Genomic DNA, 19,847 nt, shown 5'->3' with positions numbered 1-19,847 from the left:
ATGGAACCCGTGCCATCGTAGAGCTCAGCTTCGAGCACAGTGCGGTGACGTGAGGGATCAAATACTACTGATCGAATGATGCCGGAGTAGGTACCGCGCTGGCGGTCCTCTGCATTCTCAATGAGCAGGCCACGGCGTTCTCGGACGTTCTGGTCGCGCTCTTCGTTGGCGGCAATCTGCTCAGCCGAAGCAAACACGTCCTTAAGCCGGGACGCCAGTGACCTACTCATGGAATGCCTCAGCCGATCTGCGTGATCTCAGGGCCGCGTTGAAGCGGGTTGAGCTCTGGCTGCGTGGGTGCAACTGGGTTCGGAAGTGAAGGAACCTGTCCTGGCAGCGTAAGCGCAAGGAGGTCGCGTGGCGGCCGGGCTTCGGTGCCACGGATTACCACAACGTTGCGGTAGAGGTCTTCAAGGTCCTTTGCAGCTTCCTTATCAAAGGCGGCACGGCCCGAGAACACCCCACGCAGGAACCAACGGGGCCCATCGAAACCGACGAATCGCGCAGGCTGGACCGCGGGAGTTCCATCCTTGAGCTTGACTGGTAACTTGACCAGAAGTTCGCGTCCCATCGTTCCCGGGACGTCGTCTGCAGCTCCACCCTGAGACTTGATGGACTCTGCGATCTCCGCACGAATCTCATCCCAAATGCCTGTGGTCTTTGGTGCTGCGAATGCCTGAAGCTGAAGAATCGATCCATTGAGAGCGATGGCGACACCGGTGACGCGCTGGGTGTTGTTGTCGACCTCCATGCGCAGTTCCGCGCCCTGCTTACCGGGCAACCAGATTGCGCCAAGGTCGAGCCTGTCGCCCCGTTCACTCACCTGAGTCGAGTCAAATGGACCGACCTCGGGGATCACGGGTTGTTCTTCTTGGACCTCAGGCGCACCGAGCTCGTCCGCAGCCACTGCTGCTTCTTGGTTTCGCCCACGTCGAAAGAACGCCACTGAATCTCTCCTTTGGAAAATTGACGGGGCGCTAAACCCCGTCGGCACACTTTAGCCTAGTCGGTGCCGTGACCAAATCGTAATAGACAACCGACTATTCGAACTAATTGTTCACGGACCGCTGACTTCCGTCCCATCCACCACTCGAACCAAAACCGCCTTCTCCTCGGTCAGAGCCTGGTAGCACCTCTGCTTGGTAGAAGGTAGCCACAGCGACCTTTTGGATGACGAGTTGGGCAACTCTGTCCCCCGCCTTGAGGGAAATGGCCTGCTGCGGGTCACTGTTGTAGAGGGCAACCTTGATCTCTCCGCGATACCCAGCATCTACGGTTCCAGGCGCGTTGACGATGGTCAGCCCGTGCTTTGCTGCGAGGCCCGAGCGAGGGTGCACGAACGCCGCGTACCCGTTGGGCAGTGCGATTGCGATACCAGTGCCCACTAGTTTGCGCTCAAAGGGAGCAAGCACAACGTCCTCAGTGGTTACGAGATCCGCGCCGGCGTCACCAGGGTGCGCATAGGCGGGAACAGGGGCAATGGGGTTGAGTACCTGGATGAGCACTTCTGGCTGGTCAAGAGTCACGGGGTCTACTCTAACTTCCTTTTGAATCGGAGCGGCGCACGCAGTCACGCAAACTGGGAAGGTTTATGCGCTGCGCCCCACGCCCCGCATGCAAAGTGGCCTGGAAACCACTGAAGGGCCCCGCAGGGCCCTCCAAGGTCAATCAGTGTGCGTTGCGGCCACCGCCGCCGTGCACGTCACGCGCACTCGGTGCAGACCTGCTGCCCGTTCTTCTCGTATGCAAGCTGCGAACGGTGGTGCACCAAGAAACACACGCTACAAGTGAACTCGTCAGCCTGGCGTGGGAGCACTCGAACAGCGAGTTCCTCTCCCGACAAGTCCGCGCCAGGCAGCTCATACCCCTCGGCTGCCTCAGTCTCGTCCTCGTCTACGACACCAGAACTCTTGTCTGAACGACGAGCCTTCAGCTCCTCAAGGGAGTCCTCGCTGATGTCTTCTTCATTCTTACGAGGGGCATCGTAGTCAGTTGCCATATGCGGATTCACGCTCCGTAGAAGTTGTCTTTTTTGCCCCGTCGAACGAGGCGCTCTGCCGAAGAACTACAAATTTGCGAGCAATTTTATTCCACCGCGCCGCGAAGTGGTAGCGATGGGATTCTCCATTATTTTTCGGGGTGTTGCACTATTAACACGAGGTGATTTACGGCACCCCTCTGCGTTGGCCGCTAGAACCAGCGGTTTACGCCGTCAGCGAACGTCGTTGATGTCTGCCGCGGCGCCTGTCTTTCGCAGAATTTCCGCGAGTTCAAGCACAAGACTGCTCGGTCCAGCCACCGTCATCGTCTTCGACGGTGGAGCGCCCTCGTGGTCGATCGTGAGCGCCCCTGCTTCCCGCGCAATCAGGGTCCCTGCGGCCATGTCCCAGGGGCTCAAGCCGCGTTCGAAATAGAGATCCAGCGAGCCTTCCGCGAGCGAGCAGAGATCAACCGCAGCTGAGCCAACGCGTCGAATATCCCGCACCGCGGGAAGCACCTCTAGAAGCACCCGTGCCTGCAGAGCACGAAGCCTCGCGTCATACCCAAACCCGGTACCAGTCAGGCACGCACCAAGTGACACAGGATTATTGATGGCGAGCGCTGTTTCGCCTCGAAACGCACCAATCCCCCGGCCCGCCCACCAGGTTGCCATGTCAGAGACCCGAACGACTGCGCCGGCCACTTGAACCCACGTTGCTGGATCTGGAGCGCCCCACACCACCGCAACAGAAACGGAGTACCCGGGCAGTCCATAAAGGTAGTTCACGGTCCCATCAATGGGATCGACCACCCAGTAAAACCGCTCGTCGATGCCTTGGAGGAGCCTTCCTCACCCAGCAGGCCATCATCTGGCCGGAGTTGGACGATTCTGCCACGCAGTTGTGCCTCAATGTCCCGGTCCATCTGGGTGACTACGTCAGTAGGAGTCGATTTGGTGTCTGCCACCGACTCACGAGGAGGCCGATGAGAGGCAATGAACTGGGCGGCGTCGTGCGCGAGGGTTCGACACAGGATTGCAAGTTCGCGGACCTGCTCCGGAGTGATCTCGAGTGGGGTGCTGAATCGGTGAGTCTCGGGTTGTGGCATGACTCAATCCTCGCATTGCGGGTGCTTGTGGGTCTCCTAACGCGGCACACCGAGCTCAATTGCACGGGGTTTCGGCCAAAACAAGGGAAAATGTAGGGGTTGCAATGTCATTGGAGGGACACATGTCCAACAGATTCACTGCCGATTTGAAGTTCGTCGGACTCAGTGAGGACGGCGAACACCTCATCGTTGAAGGTCCGCAAGGATCCGCGTTTCGCCTACGAGTCACGCCAATGGTGCGCGCCGCTGTCCGACTAGATCGCCCCGCCATGGAGCATCACAAGGCTGAGATTGACGGCTCGCTTCCACCCCGCGAAATACAGGCCCGCATTCGTTCAGGGATGTCCGCCCATGAGATCTCCCAGAAGACGGGTGTCTCGCTAGAGCACATTGCACGCTATGAAGGACCCGTTCTTGCAGAGCGAGAGTTCATCGCCGAGCGGGCTCGCACATCACCGATTGCTAGTGAGCCAGACTCGCCCACCCTGGGTGAGATTGTCACCGACCGACTGGCAACTCGCGGCGTCAACATCCTCGATCTGGAGTGGGACGCCTTCAAAAGCGATGGCCACGGCTGGCTCGTGTCAGTTTCCTACATCCAGGACCAGGAAGTGCTCACAGCCAAGTGGGCCTTCAAGCAGTCCTCTAGAACGCTGAATGCTCTCGACTCAGAGGCTCGCTCTCTCTCCGAGACCCAGATCAGCGACCAGCCCATTCCTCCGCGCCACCTTTCTGCGGTACGCAACGCTGTCTTTGACTTCGAGGCAATGCCGGTCACGGGGTCAACTCCGGCCGTTTCCGCATCCCCCTCGGCTGGATCTCCAACACGAGAGACAGAAGAGCTCGTTGACCGCCTCAATCGCATGCGCGGGACTCGGCACACTTCAGGCGAGTCGCAAGGGTCGAGGTCTGCCTCGGTCTCCCCTGTTCCTAACAACGTGTTCCAGTTCTCCTCGACCAGTTCAGAGTCCTCGCCTCCGGCAGGTCCGTCGGTGGAGGGTTCTGCGTCTACGGGCGTCTCGGCGGGCTCGGCTGGGAGTGCCCGCACGCCAAGCGCAGAGAGTTCGTCCGACCCTGTAGGCCATTCAGGCTACGGACCCACCTCAGGCTCCGGGTCCTCTTCACACTCTGCCCCCACCGCAATCAGCGCTCACGAGCCTCGTGACCTTGTCTTTGATGCACCGATCGACACTCGTCCTCCACACACGGGGCTCGTGCCAATAATTTCGCCCCGCTCCCCTGAAACGGGGCTGCACACGGCTGTCTCCCCAGCGCACCCCGGCCCGCAGTTCGAGCGGCCTGAGTACACGAACACCGAGACCTCCGCGATTGCACGGCTCATGGGCCGCAAGAACAAGGCTGCCGGACCAGCGACTGGCGCGCTTCGGACGGGCACGGTTCCTAGCGTTCCCGCGGGCTCCGCACCAACTGGGGCAGTTCCAACCGGTGTCAACCCGACCACCGGTGAGCACCGTACCACCGTGGACCCACGCCAAGAGGGCGCTGGTGACCACGATCGACAGGGCGGAAAGAAGTCCAAGGGCCGTCAGCGCAGCCCGATGCCCTCGTGGGACGAGATCATGTTTGGGTCAAAGCCCGAATAGATTGCGCATCTCCGCGCGGATCCGTACCAGGGCCAAGCACGCCGAGGTTCACCAGAATTTGGTTACAGCACGATCCTTGACGGTTACAACAGGATCTACAGCCGTATCCTCGGCTGGTTACAGCACGATCCTCGGCACAATAACTTCGGCGGGCATCAGCGAGCCGTGGACGCCCTTGAGCCCAAGTGCCATCTTGCTTGCCGTGCTGGAGTCCACCAAGGTCCAGTTTCCTGCCATTATGACCACCAGATCACCGATCCACGGCTCAACGTGTGGTGCAACGTGTCCGTATAGCCCGGACTCCACTACCTCGCTGCGGGTCAGGACGATTCCCTTTCCACGCAGTCCCTTGACCCAGCGTTCGTGCGCCTCTTGCGCATACTTGGGCGAGTTGAAGTAGATCTGGGGGCAGCGCGGCTCCCCGGCAACGGCGCGGACTCCGCGCGATAGACCGTAGTCGTCAGCGATGTCAATCCGTTGGCCAAGGTCTACGTTCACCATTCCGTGGTCGGCGGTGACGATGATTCTGGCGTCCTCGGGTTTGGCCGCGATGAGTCGTTCCAGCCCCGCGTCGAACTCCCTCAGCTCCCTGCGCCACTGCGAGGAACCAACGCCGTACACGTGTCCAGTCTTGTCTACGCCACCCCAGTAGGTATACGTGAGGCCAGGATCCGTAAACGCCTTGCGGGCGCTCGCTATCGTGTCCCGCAGAGAGTCAGCCGCCACGAAGTTGGCCCCGCGAAGAGCCGCCTGGGTCATTCCGGAGTCCTCAAAGTGCGACATACCGATCGACGTTACTCGTATTCCTGCCTGAGCTATCGACTCAAACAACACGGATTCCCGCTGGACTGACTCAGGTGAGTCCATGTTGCGCCAGGACACAAAGTTCCCGACCATTCCGGTGCTCGGGCTGAGCGCACTGTAGCCGATCATGCCCGTCTTGCCTGGGCTGGTTCCCGTTCCAAGCTGCGACATTGAGGCCGCTGTGGTGGACGGGAAACCCGAGGATGCAGTGCCACCCTGAGCAAGAAGCGAGTCAAGGAATGGCGCGTCCTTTGCGTGCTCTCGAATGTTATGAGCACCAAGTCCATCGACCAAAACCACGCAGATGTTCGCGGAGTCTTCGATCCCCCACGCGGACTGCGCTGCGGACGCACGCACTACCCCACCGGGGAGTTGCCCCCTTGACTCGAGGGTTTCCGCCACCCCGAGTGCGGATGCAACCGCCGGGAGCAGGGTCGCAAGCGACGCGCCGCCATAGGTGGGACCCACCATGCCCGACTTCTTTAGAGCGGCTGTGAGACCAGCGTCAAGCGGAGGAAAAAGATCGGTCATGAGCTCTGACCCGTGCGGACCGAAAGTTCGCGAGCAAACGCCACGGCGTCTTTGACCGCTTGCGCCCCGTCCGCCTCGGCGCTCACACGCAGCATTACGTCGTCGCTCGTCATCGCGCCCGTGTAGCCGTGGTCGGCCTCGCAGTTCGGGTCAGGGCACACGGCAGGCTCCATGTCGACGCGGGTGACGGAGCCCCAGCCGATCGCGAGGTTCAGTTCGAGGGGAGGTTCCCCAACTTCATACGTGGCTGGTTCCGCAACGACATGTGTCAGTACGACCGAGCGAATCGTCGATAGTTTGACTGTCTCCGTGGTTGCAGCCGCGCGCGATTCCATGACGCCGGTCTCGTTCGGGCCCGACTGGTCATCCACGTGTGCCAAGACCAAACGAGTAGGTGTCAGAACAAGGACCGTTACGTGTCGACGCACCTCGGCAGTCGCAAAGGTGGTCTCCATGTGGACGAGGTGCCCCACAACGGGCTCGTCCGCGAGCGCGACATTGAGCACGCTGGTCACCAACTGTGGATAGTATCCGGAGCGCTCGAGAGATTCGGTCAGGGCACGTGATTGGTCAGTTGTCTGCACCCCACTAGTCTACGTGGGAACACTGACACTACAGCCCGTGGCGCTACGCGCCACTTGCTCGTTCGGTCACAACGGGAGCGCCCTACGCATCCCGTCCTTCCGCTGCGCGGGAGCAACCACTATTTTGGCTGAGATTGCTGCGCACCCTTCGGGTCCCACGATGACAGGGTAGAGCTCGAGGGATTGGATCTGCGGGTGATCGTCAGAGAAGAGCGAGACACGCGCAATAAGGTTTTCGAGGGCCTCCGTGTCCACTGGCGGAAGCCCCTTGTAACCGAACAGCTTGGGCGCCGCCTTGATGCTGCGCACCATCTCGGAGACGTCGTTAAACGTGACCGGTGGGACCCTGTAGGAGATGTCTCCCAACAGGTCCACGGCGTCTCCTGAGAGGCCAAATGAGATCACGGGGCCGTACAGGGGGTCCTCCTGGCTGCGCACGACGACCGCCACGCCTGTGGGCGCCATCTTTTGGACCTCGAAGGTTGCCACAGCGTGGTCTGCGGAACCGCCGTCAGGAGTGTTACCCAGGTGTTTGGCCACTTCCCGGTTCATTTCGATCCAGTCCGCGCGTAGTTCGGCCGCATTCGCGATATTAAGCCGCACACCGCCGAGGTCCGCTCGGTGCCGGAGCGCCTCAGCGGAACTCTTAAGCACTACTGGGTAGCCAAGGAGTTCTGCGCTCTCGAGTGCCTCGTCGATGGACGCGACCAGGGTTGAGCCCCACACGTTAATCCCGTACGCGGCGAGCATGCGCTCCGCCGTACGCGCTGGCACGCTGCCCGGTTCTACCTCGTGCAGGATCTCCTCCACGCACCGCTTGTCAATATCCTCAAAGTGCACACGTTCGCTCTGTTCCGAACGAGACCAGTTGGCATAGTCGACCACGTTCTTGAGAGTGCGGACTGCATCTTCAGGGGTGGAATATGCGGGCACAGAGACCTCTTTGCCGTCCTGAGCCCAAGTGAACTCGGGTGTTACTCCGTGGAGACCATAAACGCTGACCAGCGTTGGCTTGCTGGTGCGATGCGCTTCGCGTGCGATGACCTGGGCAACGTCGGCCGGAAAATCGCCAATCGTTGGGACGTGTGCGATCAGGACAACGTCGCATGCGTCGGGAGAATAGACCTGCTTCAGCACGCCGCGGGCCTCAGATTCAAGGTCCATGGACCGAATCACGTGTACGTGCTCCGTCACGGTCAGCCCCGCAGCAAAGCTTGCCTCGGCGGCGATCGCCGCGAGCGCCTCCGAACTCGCGATGATTCCAACCCGGGGGCCGGCGGGGAGTGGCTGCGTTTCAAAGAACTGCAGGGTGTCAACGAGCTCGTGTGTGTTCTGAGCTCTTATGACACCGCTCTGGCGGAACATCTGATCGAGCGCTTGGCGTGGCGCGTTCGTTGGAGAAACAGCGTGCCCTCGCGGGACCGCGTACCCAGATTGGCCAGCAGTGACAACGACCACGGGCTTCTTCTGCGAAAGCCTGCGCGCAATCCTCGCAAACTTCCGGGGGTTGCCAATCGACTCGAGGTACATTCCCACGGCCTTGGACGAGTGGTCTTCCTGCCAGAATTGCATGAGGTCATTGCCAGAAATATCCGCGCGGTTTCCTGCCGCAAGGAAAGTTGAGACGCCGAGGTTTCGCCGAAGCACCGTAGCCATGAGTGTGACAGCAATGGCCGAGGATTGGCAGAAAAGCCCAGTGGAGCCATGCCTCGGGATGTTGGGGACGAGGGAGGCGTTGAACGGCGCCGCCGCCGAGTTAGAAAAAAGGCCGTAGCTGGAAGGGCCGATAATGCGAATCCCCGCCGAATGGGCAATCCGGATGACCTCGCGTTGGAGCGCGAGCCCTGCCTCCCCCTTCTCTGCAAATCCACCCGCCAAAATGACCGCAGCGTGCACGCCGAGCGCCCGCAGCTCACGCAGCACCGGGGCCACTGCGGTGTCCGCCACCGCGAGGACCGCCAGGTCAAAGGTCTCCCCCGCCTGTGCGAGGTCGTGAAGGCGTTCGTGGTGAATGAAGTTGTCGGGCTTTCCATGCCGGTCTTGGGCATCCCTAATAGCGACTGGGCTGAGCCCGACAACATGGAGTTTTTCCTCACCGCGCACGCCAATACCTGAGGCGAGCGCCGCCTGAGCGAGGCGCATCTCTTCTGGGTTGGGCTGGTCCGTGAGCGAGCCGATGAGTAAAACGCGGTTGGGCGAGTACAGCCGCTCCATGGACTTGGATTCCGCGCGATACTCGCGCTCCGCCATCACCTGGAGCGACTGGGAAGTTGGGTCCAAGTCCACGGTTACCGTGACAACACCATCGTCAACAAACTGCGACTGCGCGTAACCCGCTTCCCTAAACACGGAGAGCATGCGGCCGTTCTGCGGCAGGACCTCTGCCGAGAACTTGCGGATACCCATCTCCCTGGCAGCAGCCGAGATGTGCTCAAGCAGGACGGATCCAAGACCACGCCCCTGGAGGTGATCGGAGATGTTGAATGCTACCTCCGCCTCGTCCCCCTCGATGCGGTCAAACCGGGCGACCCCGATGATCGCCTCTGTGCCGTCAGGCTGAATCAGAGTGGCGACAATTGCGACCCGATCGACGTTGTCGGTCTCCGTAAACCTGCTCAGGTCTCGATCGGACAGGCGAGCCATTGCGGCAAAGAACCGCATGTACGTGGAGCGCTCCGACTGGCCCATGTGGAAGGTTTGGAGCAGGTCCTTGTCACTTGGCCTGATGGGGCGAACGTGCGTGGGCGTTCCGTCGCGCAGGACAACGTCTGCTTCCCAGTGCGATGGGTATGCGGCGACCTCCGGTGAGTCACCGCTTTCCGTCTGGTTCATCTCCATCTCCCAAGACTATGCGCTGAACAGGAACAATTGCTTGCTAACAAGGCTGAATCTTGACGCAAACGTGAGTGACGGGAGCGGGCAACCACAATCGTCGAAAATCAATGCCGCGAAAGCGGCTTTTCCGGCTGCGGGCACTTGTCCACACGCCAAATCGCAGAAAAGAGACGCACACAATGCGCGCCTATGCCCTCACCATGTCCCGCACGTAGGACAATGGAGGCAGTAATCTGCCCAAAATCGCTTAGGAGTCGTCTCGTCCATGGCACGCAAGGCTGCACCCGAAGACGTGGAGAATCAGGACTACACCGAGAACATCATCGACATCGACGTCACCACGGAGATGGAAACATCGTTCCTGGAGTACGCGTACTCGGTCATCTACGCTCGCGCGCTTCCTGACGCCCGCGACGGCATGAAGCCCGTCCAGCGGCGCATCCTGTACATGATGGCGGACATGGGTCTGCGCCCCGACCGCGGGCACGTCAAGTGTTCGCGTGTGGTCGGCGAGGTCATGGGAAAGCTCCACCCACACGGTGACACCGCTATCTATGACGCGCTCGTGCGCCTCGCGCAGCCGTTCGCCCTGCGACTACCACTGGTGGACGGCCACGGAAACTTCGGTTCCCTCGACGACGGCCCCGCGGCGCCCCGGTACACGGAGGCTCGCCTCGCGTCTGCCGCGATCGCCATGACCGCGGACATTGGCGAGGACGTTGTGGACTTCGTCCCCAACTACGACAACAAGCTCATGCAGCCTGAGGTCCTGCCCGCTGCAATCCCGAACCTGCTGGTCAACGGCGCCTCGGGAATCGCCGTTGGTATGGCGACCAACCTTGCACCGCACAACCTGAACGAGGTCATCTCCGCAGCCCGCCACCTGCTCAAGCACCCCAAGGCGAGCCTCGAAGACCTCATGCGGTTCATCCCAGGCCCTGACCTTCCCACCGGTGGAAAGATCGTAGGCCTCGAGGGAATCCGGGACGCCTACCGCACCGGCCGCGGTTCCTTCAAGACCCGAGCAACCACGCGGATCGAGAACATCACGCCCCGCCGCAAGGGCATCGTGGTCACCGAACTCCCCTACATGGTCGGCCCGGAGAAGGTGATTGAGAAGATCAAGGACGGCGTACAGTCCAAGAAACTCACCGGAATCACTGCTGTCACGGACCTCACCGACCGTAGTCATGGCCTCAAGCTCGTCATCGAGATCAAGACGGGTTTCAACCCGGACGCTGTACTCGAGACCCTGTTCAAGCACACTCCGCTTGAAGACTCGTTCGGCATTAACAATGTCGCGCTCGTAGAGGGCCAACCGCAAACCATGGGCCTGCACCAGATGCTGTCCGTCTGGGTTGACCACAGAGTGTCCGTGGTCCGGAGGCGCTCCCAGTTCCGCCTCAACAAGCGCCTTGAGCGCAAGCACCTCGTTGAGGGTATGCTGCTCGCCATCGTGGACATCGACGAGGTCATCGAGGTCATCCGTTCCTCGGAGGACTCCGAGACCGCACGCGCCCGCCTCATGCAGATCTTTGAGCTGTCCGAGGCTCAGGCTGAGTACATCCTTGAACTCCGCCTGCGCAGGCTGACCAAGTTCTCCCAGATCGAGCTGGAGAAGGAGAACGAGCAGCTTGCGCTCGAGATCGCTGAGCTCCGCGAGATTCTCGAGAACGACTCCAAACTCAAGTCGCTTGTTTCCTCTGAAATGGCAGAGGTCGCCAAGGTCTACGGCACACCTCGCCGCACGATCCTGCTCGACTCCGCCGGTGGTGAGGCTACGTCCGCTGCAGAGCTGGAGATAGGCACGAGTGGGCGTCGACGCAACGCTGCGGCCCCACTCGAGATCCCCGACTCCCCCTGCTGGGCGATGCTCAGTTCCACGGGGCTCATCGCGCGCACATCCGACGACGTCGAGCCTGTCCGCGAGGGCGGGCGCGCCGCGCACGACGTGCTGCACTCGGTCATACCTACCAGCGGGCGAGCGGAGATCGGCGTCATCACGAACCGCGGCCGCTTGGTCAAGGTCTCTATGCTCGAGCTCCCCACTCTGCCCCCGACACAGGGCGCACCATCGCTCTCCGGAGGGCTCCCCATCAAGGAACTCCTCGAGCTCGGTAAGGGCGAACGCGTAGTCGGACTCGCCTCACTGTCTGAGGACGCCGCGCCGCTCTCCCTAGGAACCGCTGCGGGCGTAGTCAAGCGCGTAGCCAAGGGCGACTTTGCCAAGTCCGATGAGTGGGAAGTCATCAACTTGAAGGACGGCGACGAAGTCGTATCCGTTGCCCCTGCCGAGGACGACGATGACATCGTATTCCTCACCACCGACGCGTCCCTGCTCCGATTCAAGGCGCGCAACGTCCGCCCACAGGGCCGCTCCGCAGGAGGCATGGCTGGCATCAAGCTCGCCGCCAAGCAGTCCGTCCTGTTCTACGGCGTGGTCAAGGCGGACCAAGAGGCGGTCGTGGTGACCATTGCCGGCAACTCCGAGGCACTCTCAGGAACCGATGCTGGAAGCGCAAAGGTCTCCCCATTCGACGTCTTCCCATCAAAGGGTCGTGCCACGGGAGGTGTCCGCGCTCAGCGCTTCCTCAAGGGCGAAGACACACTCATACTCGGGTGGGCAGGCCCCGCGCCGGCTCGTGCATGCTCCGCCGGTGGCCAGCCCGTCTCGCTCCCCGAGATGGATCCTCGCCGCGATGGTTCCGGCACCTCTCTGGGTGCCCCCGTCTTCGCCGTGGGCTAGTAACATGGGCCGCGTTCCGCGGCCGCTCACTGCACACTGCTTCACGACGATTGTGGGCCAGTACCGCGTAGCGGTACTGGCCCACAATCGTTCGTTCTGGGGGGCTCAGGGCCCCAAGCGTGACCTACACGTCGAGAGCCAGCATCCTCGAACTCGAAGACTCTACGAATCCGAGATAAGAGTACAGTCCGAACGCTCCTGAGGGGTTCTCGGTGTCAACGTCCAGCTCCGCATACTCAATACCGACGCTCTGGAGCTTACGCATGGTTGCCGAAAGAAGCGCGAGACCAATACGTTGGCCGCGGTACGCGCGCCGGACTCCCAGCCTGCGAATGTATCCGCTGGAGTGGCCAGCTAGCGCCCAATCCTGCTCGTACTTTTCCAGGAGCACGTATCCGACAACGAGCGGCTCCTTTCCTCCGCCCTGCGTTTCATCAACGACCACGAGGCTCCACTCTGGTACGAACATCGAGCGCCCCTGAGCCCATTCCTCGACGGTCTGTGGCTCAGATCCCCAGTGGTCCCTGAAGGCATCGTTGTTGGCCAGCCTGACGGCCTCGTCCAGGTGTTCCCCATAGGGAATGAGTTTGAGGTGTGGCGCCAACTCAAAGTCTTCAAAGGGCAGGGAGAGATCACGTTCCAGTGCCTTGTAATAGCGCCTCGCCTCAAAGCCACGCTTCTCGTAGAGCGCCCATTGCTCCGGTACGTTGTCTTGGAGGTAAGTGGCGATCCTTCCCGGCTTGGTCGAATCGGACTCCCTCAACATGTTGCTGGCGCGTGCGACCAGCCAGTCCACAAGCGCCTGGCCGAGACCAACCTGGCGTGCGTCCGGGTGCACTCCTCCGTCAATAAGGACTCGGGTTATTGATTCGTCGCCGGGCGGCATCTCAAGCACGCCGTAGGCCACGATCTGTCCGAGTTGATTGACTCCAGCAATGGAGTCGGTGTCAAAGTTCTTCCAGGACCCCTCAAACACGTCGACGGTTTCCTCAAGCGACGTCCTGTACGGTGCCTTATCGGCGTGCTCAATCAGAGTGATGAGCTCGAAAAGGTTTGGCGCATCCTCTATCTGAAGCGGGCGCCACTGCAATCCGAGGTCGCGCGGGAGGACCGGGAGCGGCTTCTCCTCAATGCGTTGCGACATAGCGGGGAGCTGGATGTGCGTGTCCATGACCTCACTCTATGCGCAGGCAACTGAAGTAGTCGCGCGAAATACCGGGCTTCGGCCGATTGCAACACTCCGGTAATCGTGCGTAATGACCCGGTAATGTGCGCGCTGTCAGGCTCCTCTAGGCGTCGATACGAGCCCTGTCGAGCTCGGAAGCTCCCGCGACGATGAAGTCCTTGCGTGGAGCCACATCAGAGCCCATGAGGAGCTCAAACACCCGCTCCGCAGCCTGAGCATCGGATGCAGTGACACGCCTCAACGTGCGGTGACGTGGGTCCATCGTAGTCTCCGCCAACTGATCCGCATCCATTTCGCCGAGGCCCTTGTAGCGCTGAATGTCATCCTTGTAGCGTCGCCCATTCTTGCGCAGTCGAGCGAGCGTGGTGTTGAGCTCGGACTCGGAGTAAGTGTAGATGTACTCGTTCTTTCGCGATCCAGCTCCAATAACTTCAATGCGGTGAAGTGGCGGCACTGCGGCGTACACGTTGCCGGCATCCACCATGGGCCGCATATACCGGAAGAAGAGAGTGAGGAGGAGGGTACGGATGTGGGCTCCATCAACGTCAGCATCGGTCATCAGAACGACCTTGCCGTACCGAGCGGCGTCGAGGTCGAACGAGCGTCCCGATCCAGCGCCCAGCACCTGAATAATCGCAGCACACTCAACGTTGCGCAGCATATCGGTGACCGAGGCCTTCTGGACGTTAAGGATCTTTCCGCGAATCGGCAGGAGCGCCTGGAACTCCGAATTACGGGCGAGTTTTGCCGTTCCGAGAGCCGAGTCACCCTCAACGATGAAGAGTTCCGACCGCGTCACGTCATTAGTCCTGCAGTCAGCCAGCTTTGCAGGTAGAGAAGAGGTCTCGAGTGCGTTCTTACGGCGGGAGATTTCCTTCTGCTTTCGTGCAGATACTCGTGCACGCATTTCGGCCACGATTTTCTCGAGGAGAAGGGACGTTTGAGTCTTGTCGTCTCGCTTAGGAGACGCAAAGAGTGCCTTGAACCCATCCTCGACCACGCGCGACACAATTGCCCGCACAGGGGCAGTGCCGAGGACTTCCTTGGTCTGCCCCTCGAACTGCGGCTCAGCCAGACGAACAGTTACCACGGCGGTAAGACCGGCGAGAATGTCGTCCTTCTCAATTCGCTCTGCGCCATCCTTGGCTGAGATCTTAAGCTTCCGAGCGTTCGTTTCCACGGCCTTGCGCATGAACTTGACCAGGCCCGCCTCGAATCCCGCAAGGTGCGACCCACCCTTGGGGGTCGAGATGATGTTGACGAACGTGCGAACGTTCGTTTCGTAGCCGGCACCCCATCGCAGCGCGATATCAACGGCGCATTCACGTTCGACTTCCTGGGACACCAGGTGTCCCTTGTCGTCGAGGACAGGAACCGTCTCCTTGAATTTCCCGGAGCCCTCAAATTTCCACGTGGACGTTGCCGGGGCATCGGGTGCGAGAAAGTCTACAAAGTCGACGGAGCCTCCGGTGTGAACGAAGGTTTCCTCGTGAGGACCGTTCTCGCCTTCAGTACCGGGCAGACCCCGTTCGTCCCGCAACGTGATCTCGAGGCCCGGAACCAGGAATGTGGTCTGGCGGGCGCGGGCCACAAGTTCCTCGTAGGAGAACTTTGCGTTCTTAGGGAAGATTTGACGGTCAGCCCAGTAGCGAACCCGAGTACCCGTCACTCCCCTCTTGGCTTTGCCCACAATCGAGAGCGCGGAGTTCTGAACAAACGGCACGAACTCCGCCTCCGGCGAGGGAACGGCCTCTGCGTCATGGAAGACTCCTGGCTCACCACGCCTGAAGGACATCGCGTGGACCTTAGATGAACGCGTGACCTCTACATCTAGGCGTGACGAGAGTGCGTTCACAACGGATCCACCAACACCATGCAGACCACCAGACGCGGTATATGAACCGCCACCGAACTTTCCACCCGCGTGCAGCTTGGTGTAGACGACCTCGACACCGGTCAAACCCGTCTTGGGCTCGATGTCAACGGGGATACCTCGACCATTGTCCGAGACGGAAACAGACGAGTCCGCGTACAGCACGACCGAGATCTTGTCGCAGTATCCAGCCAACGCCTCATCAACGGAGTTGTCGATGATCTCCCACAGGCAGTGCATGAGGCCCCGCGAGTCCGTGGAGCCGATGTACATTCCCGGTCGCTTACGGACCGCCTCAAGCCCCTCAAGGACTGAGAGGTGGCGGGCAGAGTACGAGGAGTCTGGAGTAGGTGTGGTCACAGCTAGCAATCTTAGCCGTCACCACTGACAAGGCAGGGATCCTTGCCGCAAGATACGTGATTATCTGGCAGTGTGACGTTCACCGAAGTTCTACGCCAGCGGCGAACCTAGCGCAATTAGGGAACACAAGCGAGGTGCAAAATGGTTTGATGTTGACATGGAAGAAACTCTTAGTGCACCAACAAAGGCAACGCTGACTGCTGCGGACCGGTGCGACCGCTGCGGAGCACAGGCTTACGTGCGCGTTGTTCTTGGCGCCGGTGAACTGCTCTTCTGCGCTCACCACGCCCGCGCACACGCTGACAAGTTCGCACAGGTAGCGACCGAGATCCATGACGAAACCGAGCGACTCTTCGAGGAACACGGTTCCGGCGCAAAGGCTGCCGTCTAACTCCTCCCTAACTCGCACGTGGGCCCGAACGCAGAAGCGTTCGGGCCCACGTTTGTTTCCGACCCTAGTCAAGGTTCACCGTTCAGGTACCACGCCTATGAGTGCAATTGAGCAGCCAATGCGGGTACATTAAACAGACGAAGGGCGCCCCACCACACGGTGGAGCGCCCTTCGTCTTGCCTGTGAACCTCAACGGCCCTCAGGACTGGTTTGTCTTAGTCGAGGTAGTCGCGCAGAACCTGCGAACGGCTCGGGTGGCGAAGCTTGGACATGGTCTTCGACTCGATCTGACGAATACGCTCACGCGTGACTCCGTAGACCTTACCGATCTCATCAAGCGTCTTTGGCTGTCCATCGGTCAGACCGAAGCGCATGGAGACAACGCCTGCCTCACGCTCGGAGAGCGTGTCCAGCACCTGGTGGAGCTGTTCTTGAAGGAGCGTAAAGGAGACTGCATCAGCAGGAACGACGGCCTCAGAGTCCTCAATCAGGTCACCAAACTCGGAGTCACCATCCTCACCGAGTGGCGTGTGGAGCGAAATAGGCTCGCGACCGTATTTCTGCACCTCGACGACCTTTTCAGGCGTCATGTCGAGTTCCTTGGCAAGCTCTTCCGGAGTTGGCTCACGCCCGAGGTCCTGCAGCATCTGACGTTGAACACGGGCGAGCTTGTTGATGACCTCGACCATGTGCACTGGAATACGAATCGTACGCGCCTGGTCGGCCATCGCACGGGTGATTGCCTGACGGATCCACCAGGTTGCGTAGGTCGAGAACTTGTAGCCCTTGGTGTAGTCAAACTTCTCAACCGCACGGATGAGGCCGAGGTTACCTTCCTGAATGAGGTCAAGGAAGAGCATTCCACGACCCGTGTAGCGCTTTGCAAGCGAGACGACGAGTCGAAGGTTTGCCTCAAGGAGGTGGTTCTTTGCACGACGACCATCATGCGAAATCTGCTTCAGCTCGCGCTCGTACTTGCGGTCGAACTCCTCGCCCGAGTTCAGCAGATCATCCGCGAACAGACCCGCTTCAATGCGCTTTGCGAGCTCGACTTCCTGCTCAGCGTTCAGCAGCGCGACCTTACCGATTTGCTTGAGGTAGTCCTTGACTGGGTCGGCCGTTGCACCTGCGGTTACAACCTGCTGCGCTGGGGCGTCGTCATCATCTGCGTCGGAGTACACAAACCCGGCGGACTCTTCCGCCTCCTCGGCAGGCTTGGCCTTGTCGGCTTCGTTCGTTCCCGCAGTGTCATCTGCGGACTCGTCGTCCGCGTCGTCCTGCTCGACTACCGGCTCGTCGTCGAAGTCCTCGTCGGCCTTTTTCTTACGTCCGCGCTTTGCAGGGGCCTTTGCTGCGGGAGCAGCAGCCTTCTTGGCGGTGCTACGCGCTGGCTGCGCGTCCTCGGTAGCCGGTTCTCCGGCAGCATCCTTAACCTCGACCGCGGCAGCCTTCTTGGCCTTGGGTGCTCGTGCTGTTGCGCTCGTGGAACGTGCAGACGTTGCCGCCGCTACCTTTGCGCCGGCAGTCGACATTTCAACTTCAACCCCAGCCAACACTAGAGCCTTAAAAACCGCCTTGAGGCGCTTGGGTTCGTTGATCTCAGCCTGCTCGCAGGCTGCGCGGAACACCTCCGCGTCGACCTTTCCCGTTGCAGCACCAGCCGTGAGGACGGCCTGCATGGATGGGTGTTCGAATTCGCGAGGAAGTGCATTGTTTATCGAGGTGAGCGCCACGAAAGACCTTTCGGCATCTTGGACAGGCGGTTACGAGGGTCTGCCACGGGAGCGGAGCCTGCAAACCTATATTGTACTTGCAGTTCGAGCATTGGGGCGCAACTTGGCCCCCAATTTGCCCGGTATTCCTGTGATCTTGCATGCGAATCGTGCGAGCAAGCAAGATCGCGTTCGGAAGTTGACCGGCAAGAATCTCAAACGTCCAAACGGCCCAAAAGATTCCCGCTGAGCGAAACTACCTTGCTCGTTCCGTTTTCACGGCGAGAACGGGACACGGCGCGTCGAGGAGAATGCGTTGGGCATTCGACCCGAGAATTAGCTTGCCCACTGGGGAACGGCGACGAAGTCCAATGACGATCAGTTCGGCATTTGTCTCTTGGGCAACCGCTACAAGGTCTTCAGCGACATCGTGTCGCTGAGACAGTACCTGAACATCCACCTCCACCCCTCGGCGAGTTGCATCGCTGGAAATGACCTCAAGTTCGGAATCTCGTTCCGTCCGCGCCTCGTCTGTGAGTCCAGCGGCCTTCTCGCTCACCACGATCGTCAGTGCGGTCTTCCTCCGCGCTGCCTCATCTACTGCACTCGCGATGCCCTGCCGACCTTCACGGGTTGCGAGGTATCCAACGACGATCATTTCTCATCCTTCGCTTGGGTACGTTTTCACTAACAATAGCGCCTCTTTGGCCCCACACCTCTGGGTCAAATGGCCTCCATAGAGGTGGCGAACCCTCCGAGGATCTGTTCCCTGCGTCGCCAGCCAGGAGCCAGGCCGTTCTCCAGCGCGGATCGCACAAGCCCAAGAAGCCCATAGTTAGGATCATGTTTCAGCCCCTCCGCAACGTGGCGGTGCGCTACGGCGCTGTTGCCCCTCCACCATTCACTGAGCGCCGCGAGCGCCCGGGGCGCGCTATGAGTGTTTACAGGTGCGGCGCTCAGGAGCGCTGTGAGTAGCTCAAGTGCTGCGTTGAGCGTGCACTCGTGTGGAGTCATTGCTAGGGCTGGATCAACAATCACCCCCACCGCGTTTCTGGCCAGCATGTCGACCTCTTCCTCCAGCACCTCGCGGGCAACTAACTCACCCTCGAACGAGATCACCTCGCCCCCGTAAGTTCCACAGTTCAGGGCCTCGCGTCGTAGGGCGTTCGCAAGCATGATGTGCCTTCGTGCGCCGGCGTTCCCGAGCGAAGAAATCAAGATGATGAACGAGTCACGGATTGCTAGATCTTCCAGGCCGGCCGCGATCCGTCCAATGTCCTTGGGCGTCAACGGTGGGCGTGCAGTTTTCGCCCGAATGCCCTCGCACGAACATCCATCTTCAAGACCGACCTGTGCGATAAGCAGTTCGATGGTTTCAGAGCGGTACTGTGCAAACTCGCTGTGCGTAGTGTTGTGGCGTGCAGCTTGGGTCTCGCGGAGATACGAGTCAAACACAGCCTTTCGAACACTCGGTGAGGCTTCTTCGATGATGCCGACTTGGTCTCGGCTCCTTGCAAAGTTCTTTCCTTCAAGAACCATGTGAGCGCTGATTTGGGAGTTCCTAAAGTCGTCAGTAGTGCCTGCATGCGCAGTGCAGGTGGTTCCACGGACTCCACCCACAGCGGGGACACACGTACTCGAGGCGTGCACTCCTGGAAAGATCCAGTGGGAGTGCTGTCCCGCCGTAACGACCCACGCTTCAGTGATGTCGAGGTTTCCTTCCGTGCCTCGGGACGTCAGGTCAAGAACCTCTCGAACCGTTGCCTGCGCCGCACTGTCTTGTGCAAAGTCTCCTGTGCACTCGACATAGATTGCGACAACAACGGACGATGCTCCGTCTCGCAGAGCGTGATCTACGAGCGCTTCGATGACTGGGGATCCCGGATCGAGGACGTCGTCAAGGTTCGCTCGGGCTATGAGTCCAACCTTGTTCCGTTCCCCGCGAAGTGAGATAAGAACGAGGGAGTTTTCGGGTTCGAAACCGAGCTGGTAGGGAACCAACGAGAGAATTTCGCTTGCGTGACTTACGCGAAGTGTTTTTGTCATGTCCACAAGAGTGCTACCAGTCGGGAGTCTTGTGGCGGGCACAGGGAAAATCAGTGGATAGGAACAGTTGCAAGGCCCTGTGGAATCA

The 19,847-nt window shown here is 60.3% G+C and carries 14 protein-coding genes and 2 pseudogenes; 3 read left to right on the top strand and 13 right to left on the bottom strand.

Going from position 1 to position 19,847, the window contains the following annotated elements:
* The 5 genes and pseudogenes from HGSM_RS14605 to HGSM_RS06120 form a co-directional block, all read right to left on the bottom strand.
* Positions 1 to 230: pseudogene (locus HGSM_RS14605) on the bottom strand (OB-fold nucleic acid binding domain-containing protein); the annotation flags it as partial.
* A gap of 8 nt (positions 231 to 238) precedes the next feature.
* Positions 239 to 946: a DUF3710 domain-containing protein gene (locus HGSM_RS06135; protein WP_019147870.1), complete on the bottom strand. Its 708-nt coding sequence runs from the start codon at positions 944 to 946 to the stop codon at positions 239 to 241.
* Between the two features lie 103 nt (positions 947 to 1,049).
* Positions 1,050 to 1,526: a dUTP diphosphatase gene (dut, locus tag HGSM_RS06130; RefSeq protein WP_019147869.1), complete on the bottom strand. Its 477-nt coding sequence runs from the start codon at positions 1,524 to 1,526 to the stop codon at positions 1,050 to 1,052.
* Between the two features lie 176 nt (positions 1,527 to 1,702).
* Entirely contained in the window at positions 1,703 to 1,999 is a 297-nt protein-coding gene (locus tag HGSM_RS06125; RefSeq protein WP_019147868.1) for a DUF4193 domain-containing protein, read from the bottom strand.
* 213 nt (positions 2,000 to 2,212) lie between these two features.
* Positions 2,213 to 3,087 (bottom strand): annotated as a pseudogene (locus HGSM_RS06120) (inositol monophosphatase family protein).
* Between the two features lie 122 nt (positions 3,088 to 3,209).
* Here HGSM_RS06120 and sepH point away from each other — a divergent pair.
* On the top strand, positions 3,210 to 4,691 hold the full coding sequence (gene sepH, locus HGSM_RS13670; protein WP_019147867.1) for a septation protein SepH: 1,482 nt from the start codon (positions 3,210 to 3,212) through the stop codon (positions 4,689 to 4,691).
* A 117-nt stretch (positions 4,692 to 4,808) separates the two neighbouring features.
* On the opposite strand, the gene HGSM_RS06110 is transcribed toward sepH, so the two are convergent.
* The 3 genes from HGSM_RS06110 to HGSM_RS06100 all read right to left on the bottom strand — a co-directional run bounded on the left by HGSM_RS06110 (position 4,809) and on the right by HGSM_RS06100 (position 9,442).
* A complete protein-coding gene (locus HGSM_RS06110) occupies positions 4,809 to 6,026 on the bottom strand; it encodes an alkaline phosphatase family protein (RefSeq protein ID WP_081581353.1) in 1,218 nt (405 codons plus the stop codon).
* The gene (locus tag HGSM_RS06105; RefSeq protein ID WP_019147865.1) at positions 6,023 to 6,610 is read right to left on the bottom strand and encodes a DUF5998 family protein; all 588 of its coding nucleotides are present in this window, start codon (positions 6,608 to 6,610) and stop codon (positions 6,023 to 6,025) included. Before HGSM_RS06105 ends, HGSM_RS06110 begins: the two co-directional genes overlap by 4 nt.
* A gap of 66 nt (positions 6,611 to 6,676) precedes the next feature.
* Positions 6,677 to 9,442, bottom strand: a complete 2,766-nt coding sequence (locus HGSM_RS06100) for a bifunctional acetate--CoA ligase family protein/GNAT family N-acetyltransferase (protein ID WP_019147864.1) — start codon at positions 9,440 to 9,442, stop codon at positions 6,677 to 6,679.
* Between the two features lie 268 nt (positions 9,443 to 9,710).
* On the opposite strand from HGSM_RS06100, the gene HGSM_RS06095 reads away from it, so the two are divergent.
* Positions 9,711 to 12,191, top strand: a complete 2,481-nt coding sequence (locus tag HGSM_RS06095; protein WP_019147863.1) for a DNA gyrase/topoisomerase IV subunit A — start codon at positions 9,711 to 9,713, stop codon at positions 12,189 to 12,191.
* A gap of 124 nt (positions 12,192 to 12,315) precedes the next feature.
* On the opposite strand, the gene HGSM_RS06090 is transcribed toward HGSM_RS06095, so the two are convergent.
* Entirely contained in the window at positions 12,316 to 13,362 is a 1,047-nt protein-coding gene (locus HGSM_RS06090; RefSeq protein WP_019147862.1) for a GNAT family N-acetyltransferase, read from the bottom strand.
* 118 nt (positions 13,363 to 13,480) lie between these two features.
* Positions 13,481 to 15,610, bottom strand: coding sequence for a DNA gyrase/topoisomerase IV subunit B (locus HGSM_RS06085; RefSeq protein WP_019147861.1), 2,130 nt, complete (start codon positions 15,608 to 15,610; stop codon positions 13,481 to 13,483).
* Positions 15,611 to 15,767: 157 nt separating this feature from the next.
* Between HGSM_RS06085 and HGSM_RS06080 the strand changes: the two genes are divergently transcribed.
* Entirely contained in the window at positions 15,768 to 16,001 is a 234-nt protein-coding gene (locus HGSM_RS06080; protein WP_019147860.1) for a DUF7455 domain-containing protein, read from the top strand.
* 215 nt (positions 16,002 to 16,216) lie between these two features.
* On the opposite strand, the gene HGSM_RS06075 is transcribed toward HGSM_RS06080, so the two are convergent.
* The 3 genes from HGSM_RS06075 to HGSM_RS06065 form a co-directional block, all read right to left on the bottom strand.
* Positions 16,217 to 17,680 (bottom strand): RNA polymerase sigma factor, encoded by a 1,464-nt coding sequence (locus HGSM_RS06075; RefSeq protein WP_081581379.1) that lies wholly within the window; start codon positions 17,678 to 17,680, stop codon positions 16,217 to 16,219.
* A gap of 289 nt (positions 17,681 to 17,969) precedes the next feature.
* Entirely contained in the window at positions 17,970 to 18,371 is a 402-nt protein-coding gene (locus HGSM_RS06070) for a universal stress protein (protein ID WP_019147858.1), read from the bottom strand.
* A 65-nt stretch (positions 18,372 to 18,436) separates the two neighbouring features.
* Positions 18,437 to 19,759 carry a DUF4192 domain-containing protein gene (locus HGSM_RS06065; RefSeq protein ID WP_154646259.1) on the bottom strand — a complete coding sequence of 441 codons (1,323 nt, stop codon included), beginning with the start codon at positions 19,757 to 19,759 and terminating at the stop codon, positions 18,437 to 18,439.
* Positions 19,760 to 19,847 lie beyond the last annotated feature (88 nt).

The sequence above is a fragment of the Timonella senegalensis JC301 genome (genome assembly GCF_000312125.1).
In the GTDB taxonomy this organism is placed as follows: Bacteria; Actinomycetota; Actinomycetes; order Actinomycetales; family Cellulomonadaceae; genus Timonella; species Timonella senegalensis.
Note: the sequence above shows the minus strand (reverse complement) of the source record. Positions and strands in the feature narration are given on the sequence as shown.

Bases quoted from the DNA above. Each gene is read 5' to 3' on its own strand.
- HGSM_RS06125 (WP_019147868.1), bottom strand. From the start codon at position 1,999: ATGGCAACTGACTACGATGCCCCTCGTAAGAATGAAGAAGACATCAGC.
- sepH (WP_019147867.1), top strand. From the start codon at position 3,210: ATGTCCAACAGATTCACTGCCGATTTGAAGTTCGTCGGACTCAGTGAG.
- HGSM_RS06110 (WP_081581353.1), bottom strand. From the start codon at position 6,026: ATGACCGATCTTTTTCCTCCGCTTGACGCTGGTCTCACAGCCGCTCTA.
- HGSM_RS06100 (WP_019147864.1), bottom strand. From the start codon at position 9,442: ATGAACCAGACGGAAAGCGGTGACTCACCGGAGGTCGCCGCATACCCA.
- HGSM_RS06095 (WP_019147863.1), top strand. From the start codon at position 9,711: ATGGCACGCAAGGCTGCACCCGAAGACGTGGAGAATCAGGACTACACC.
- HGSM_RS06090 (WP_019147862.1), bottom strand. From the start codon at position 13,362: ATGGACACGCACATCCAGCTCCCCGCTATGTCGCAACGCATTGAGGAG.
- HGSM_RS06080 (WP_019147860.1), top strand. From the start codon at position 15,768: ATGGAAGAAACTCTTAGTGCACCAACAAAGGCAACGCTGACTGCTGCG.
- HGSM_RS06075 (WP_081581379.1), bottom strand. From the start codon at position 17,680: ATGCAGGCCGTCCTCACGGCTGGTGCTGCAACGGGAAAGGTCGACGCG.
- HGSM_RS06070 (WP_019147858.1), bottom strand. From the start codon at position 18,371: ATGATCGTCGTTGGATACCTCGCAACCCGTGAAGGTCGGCAGGGCATC.
- HGSM_RS06065 (WP_154646259.1), bottom strand. From the start codon at position 19,759: ATGACAAAAACACTTCGCGTAAGTCACGCAAGCGAAATTCTCTCGTTG.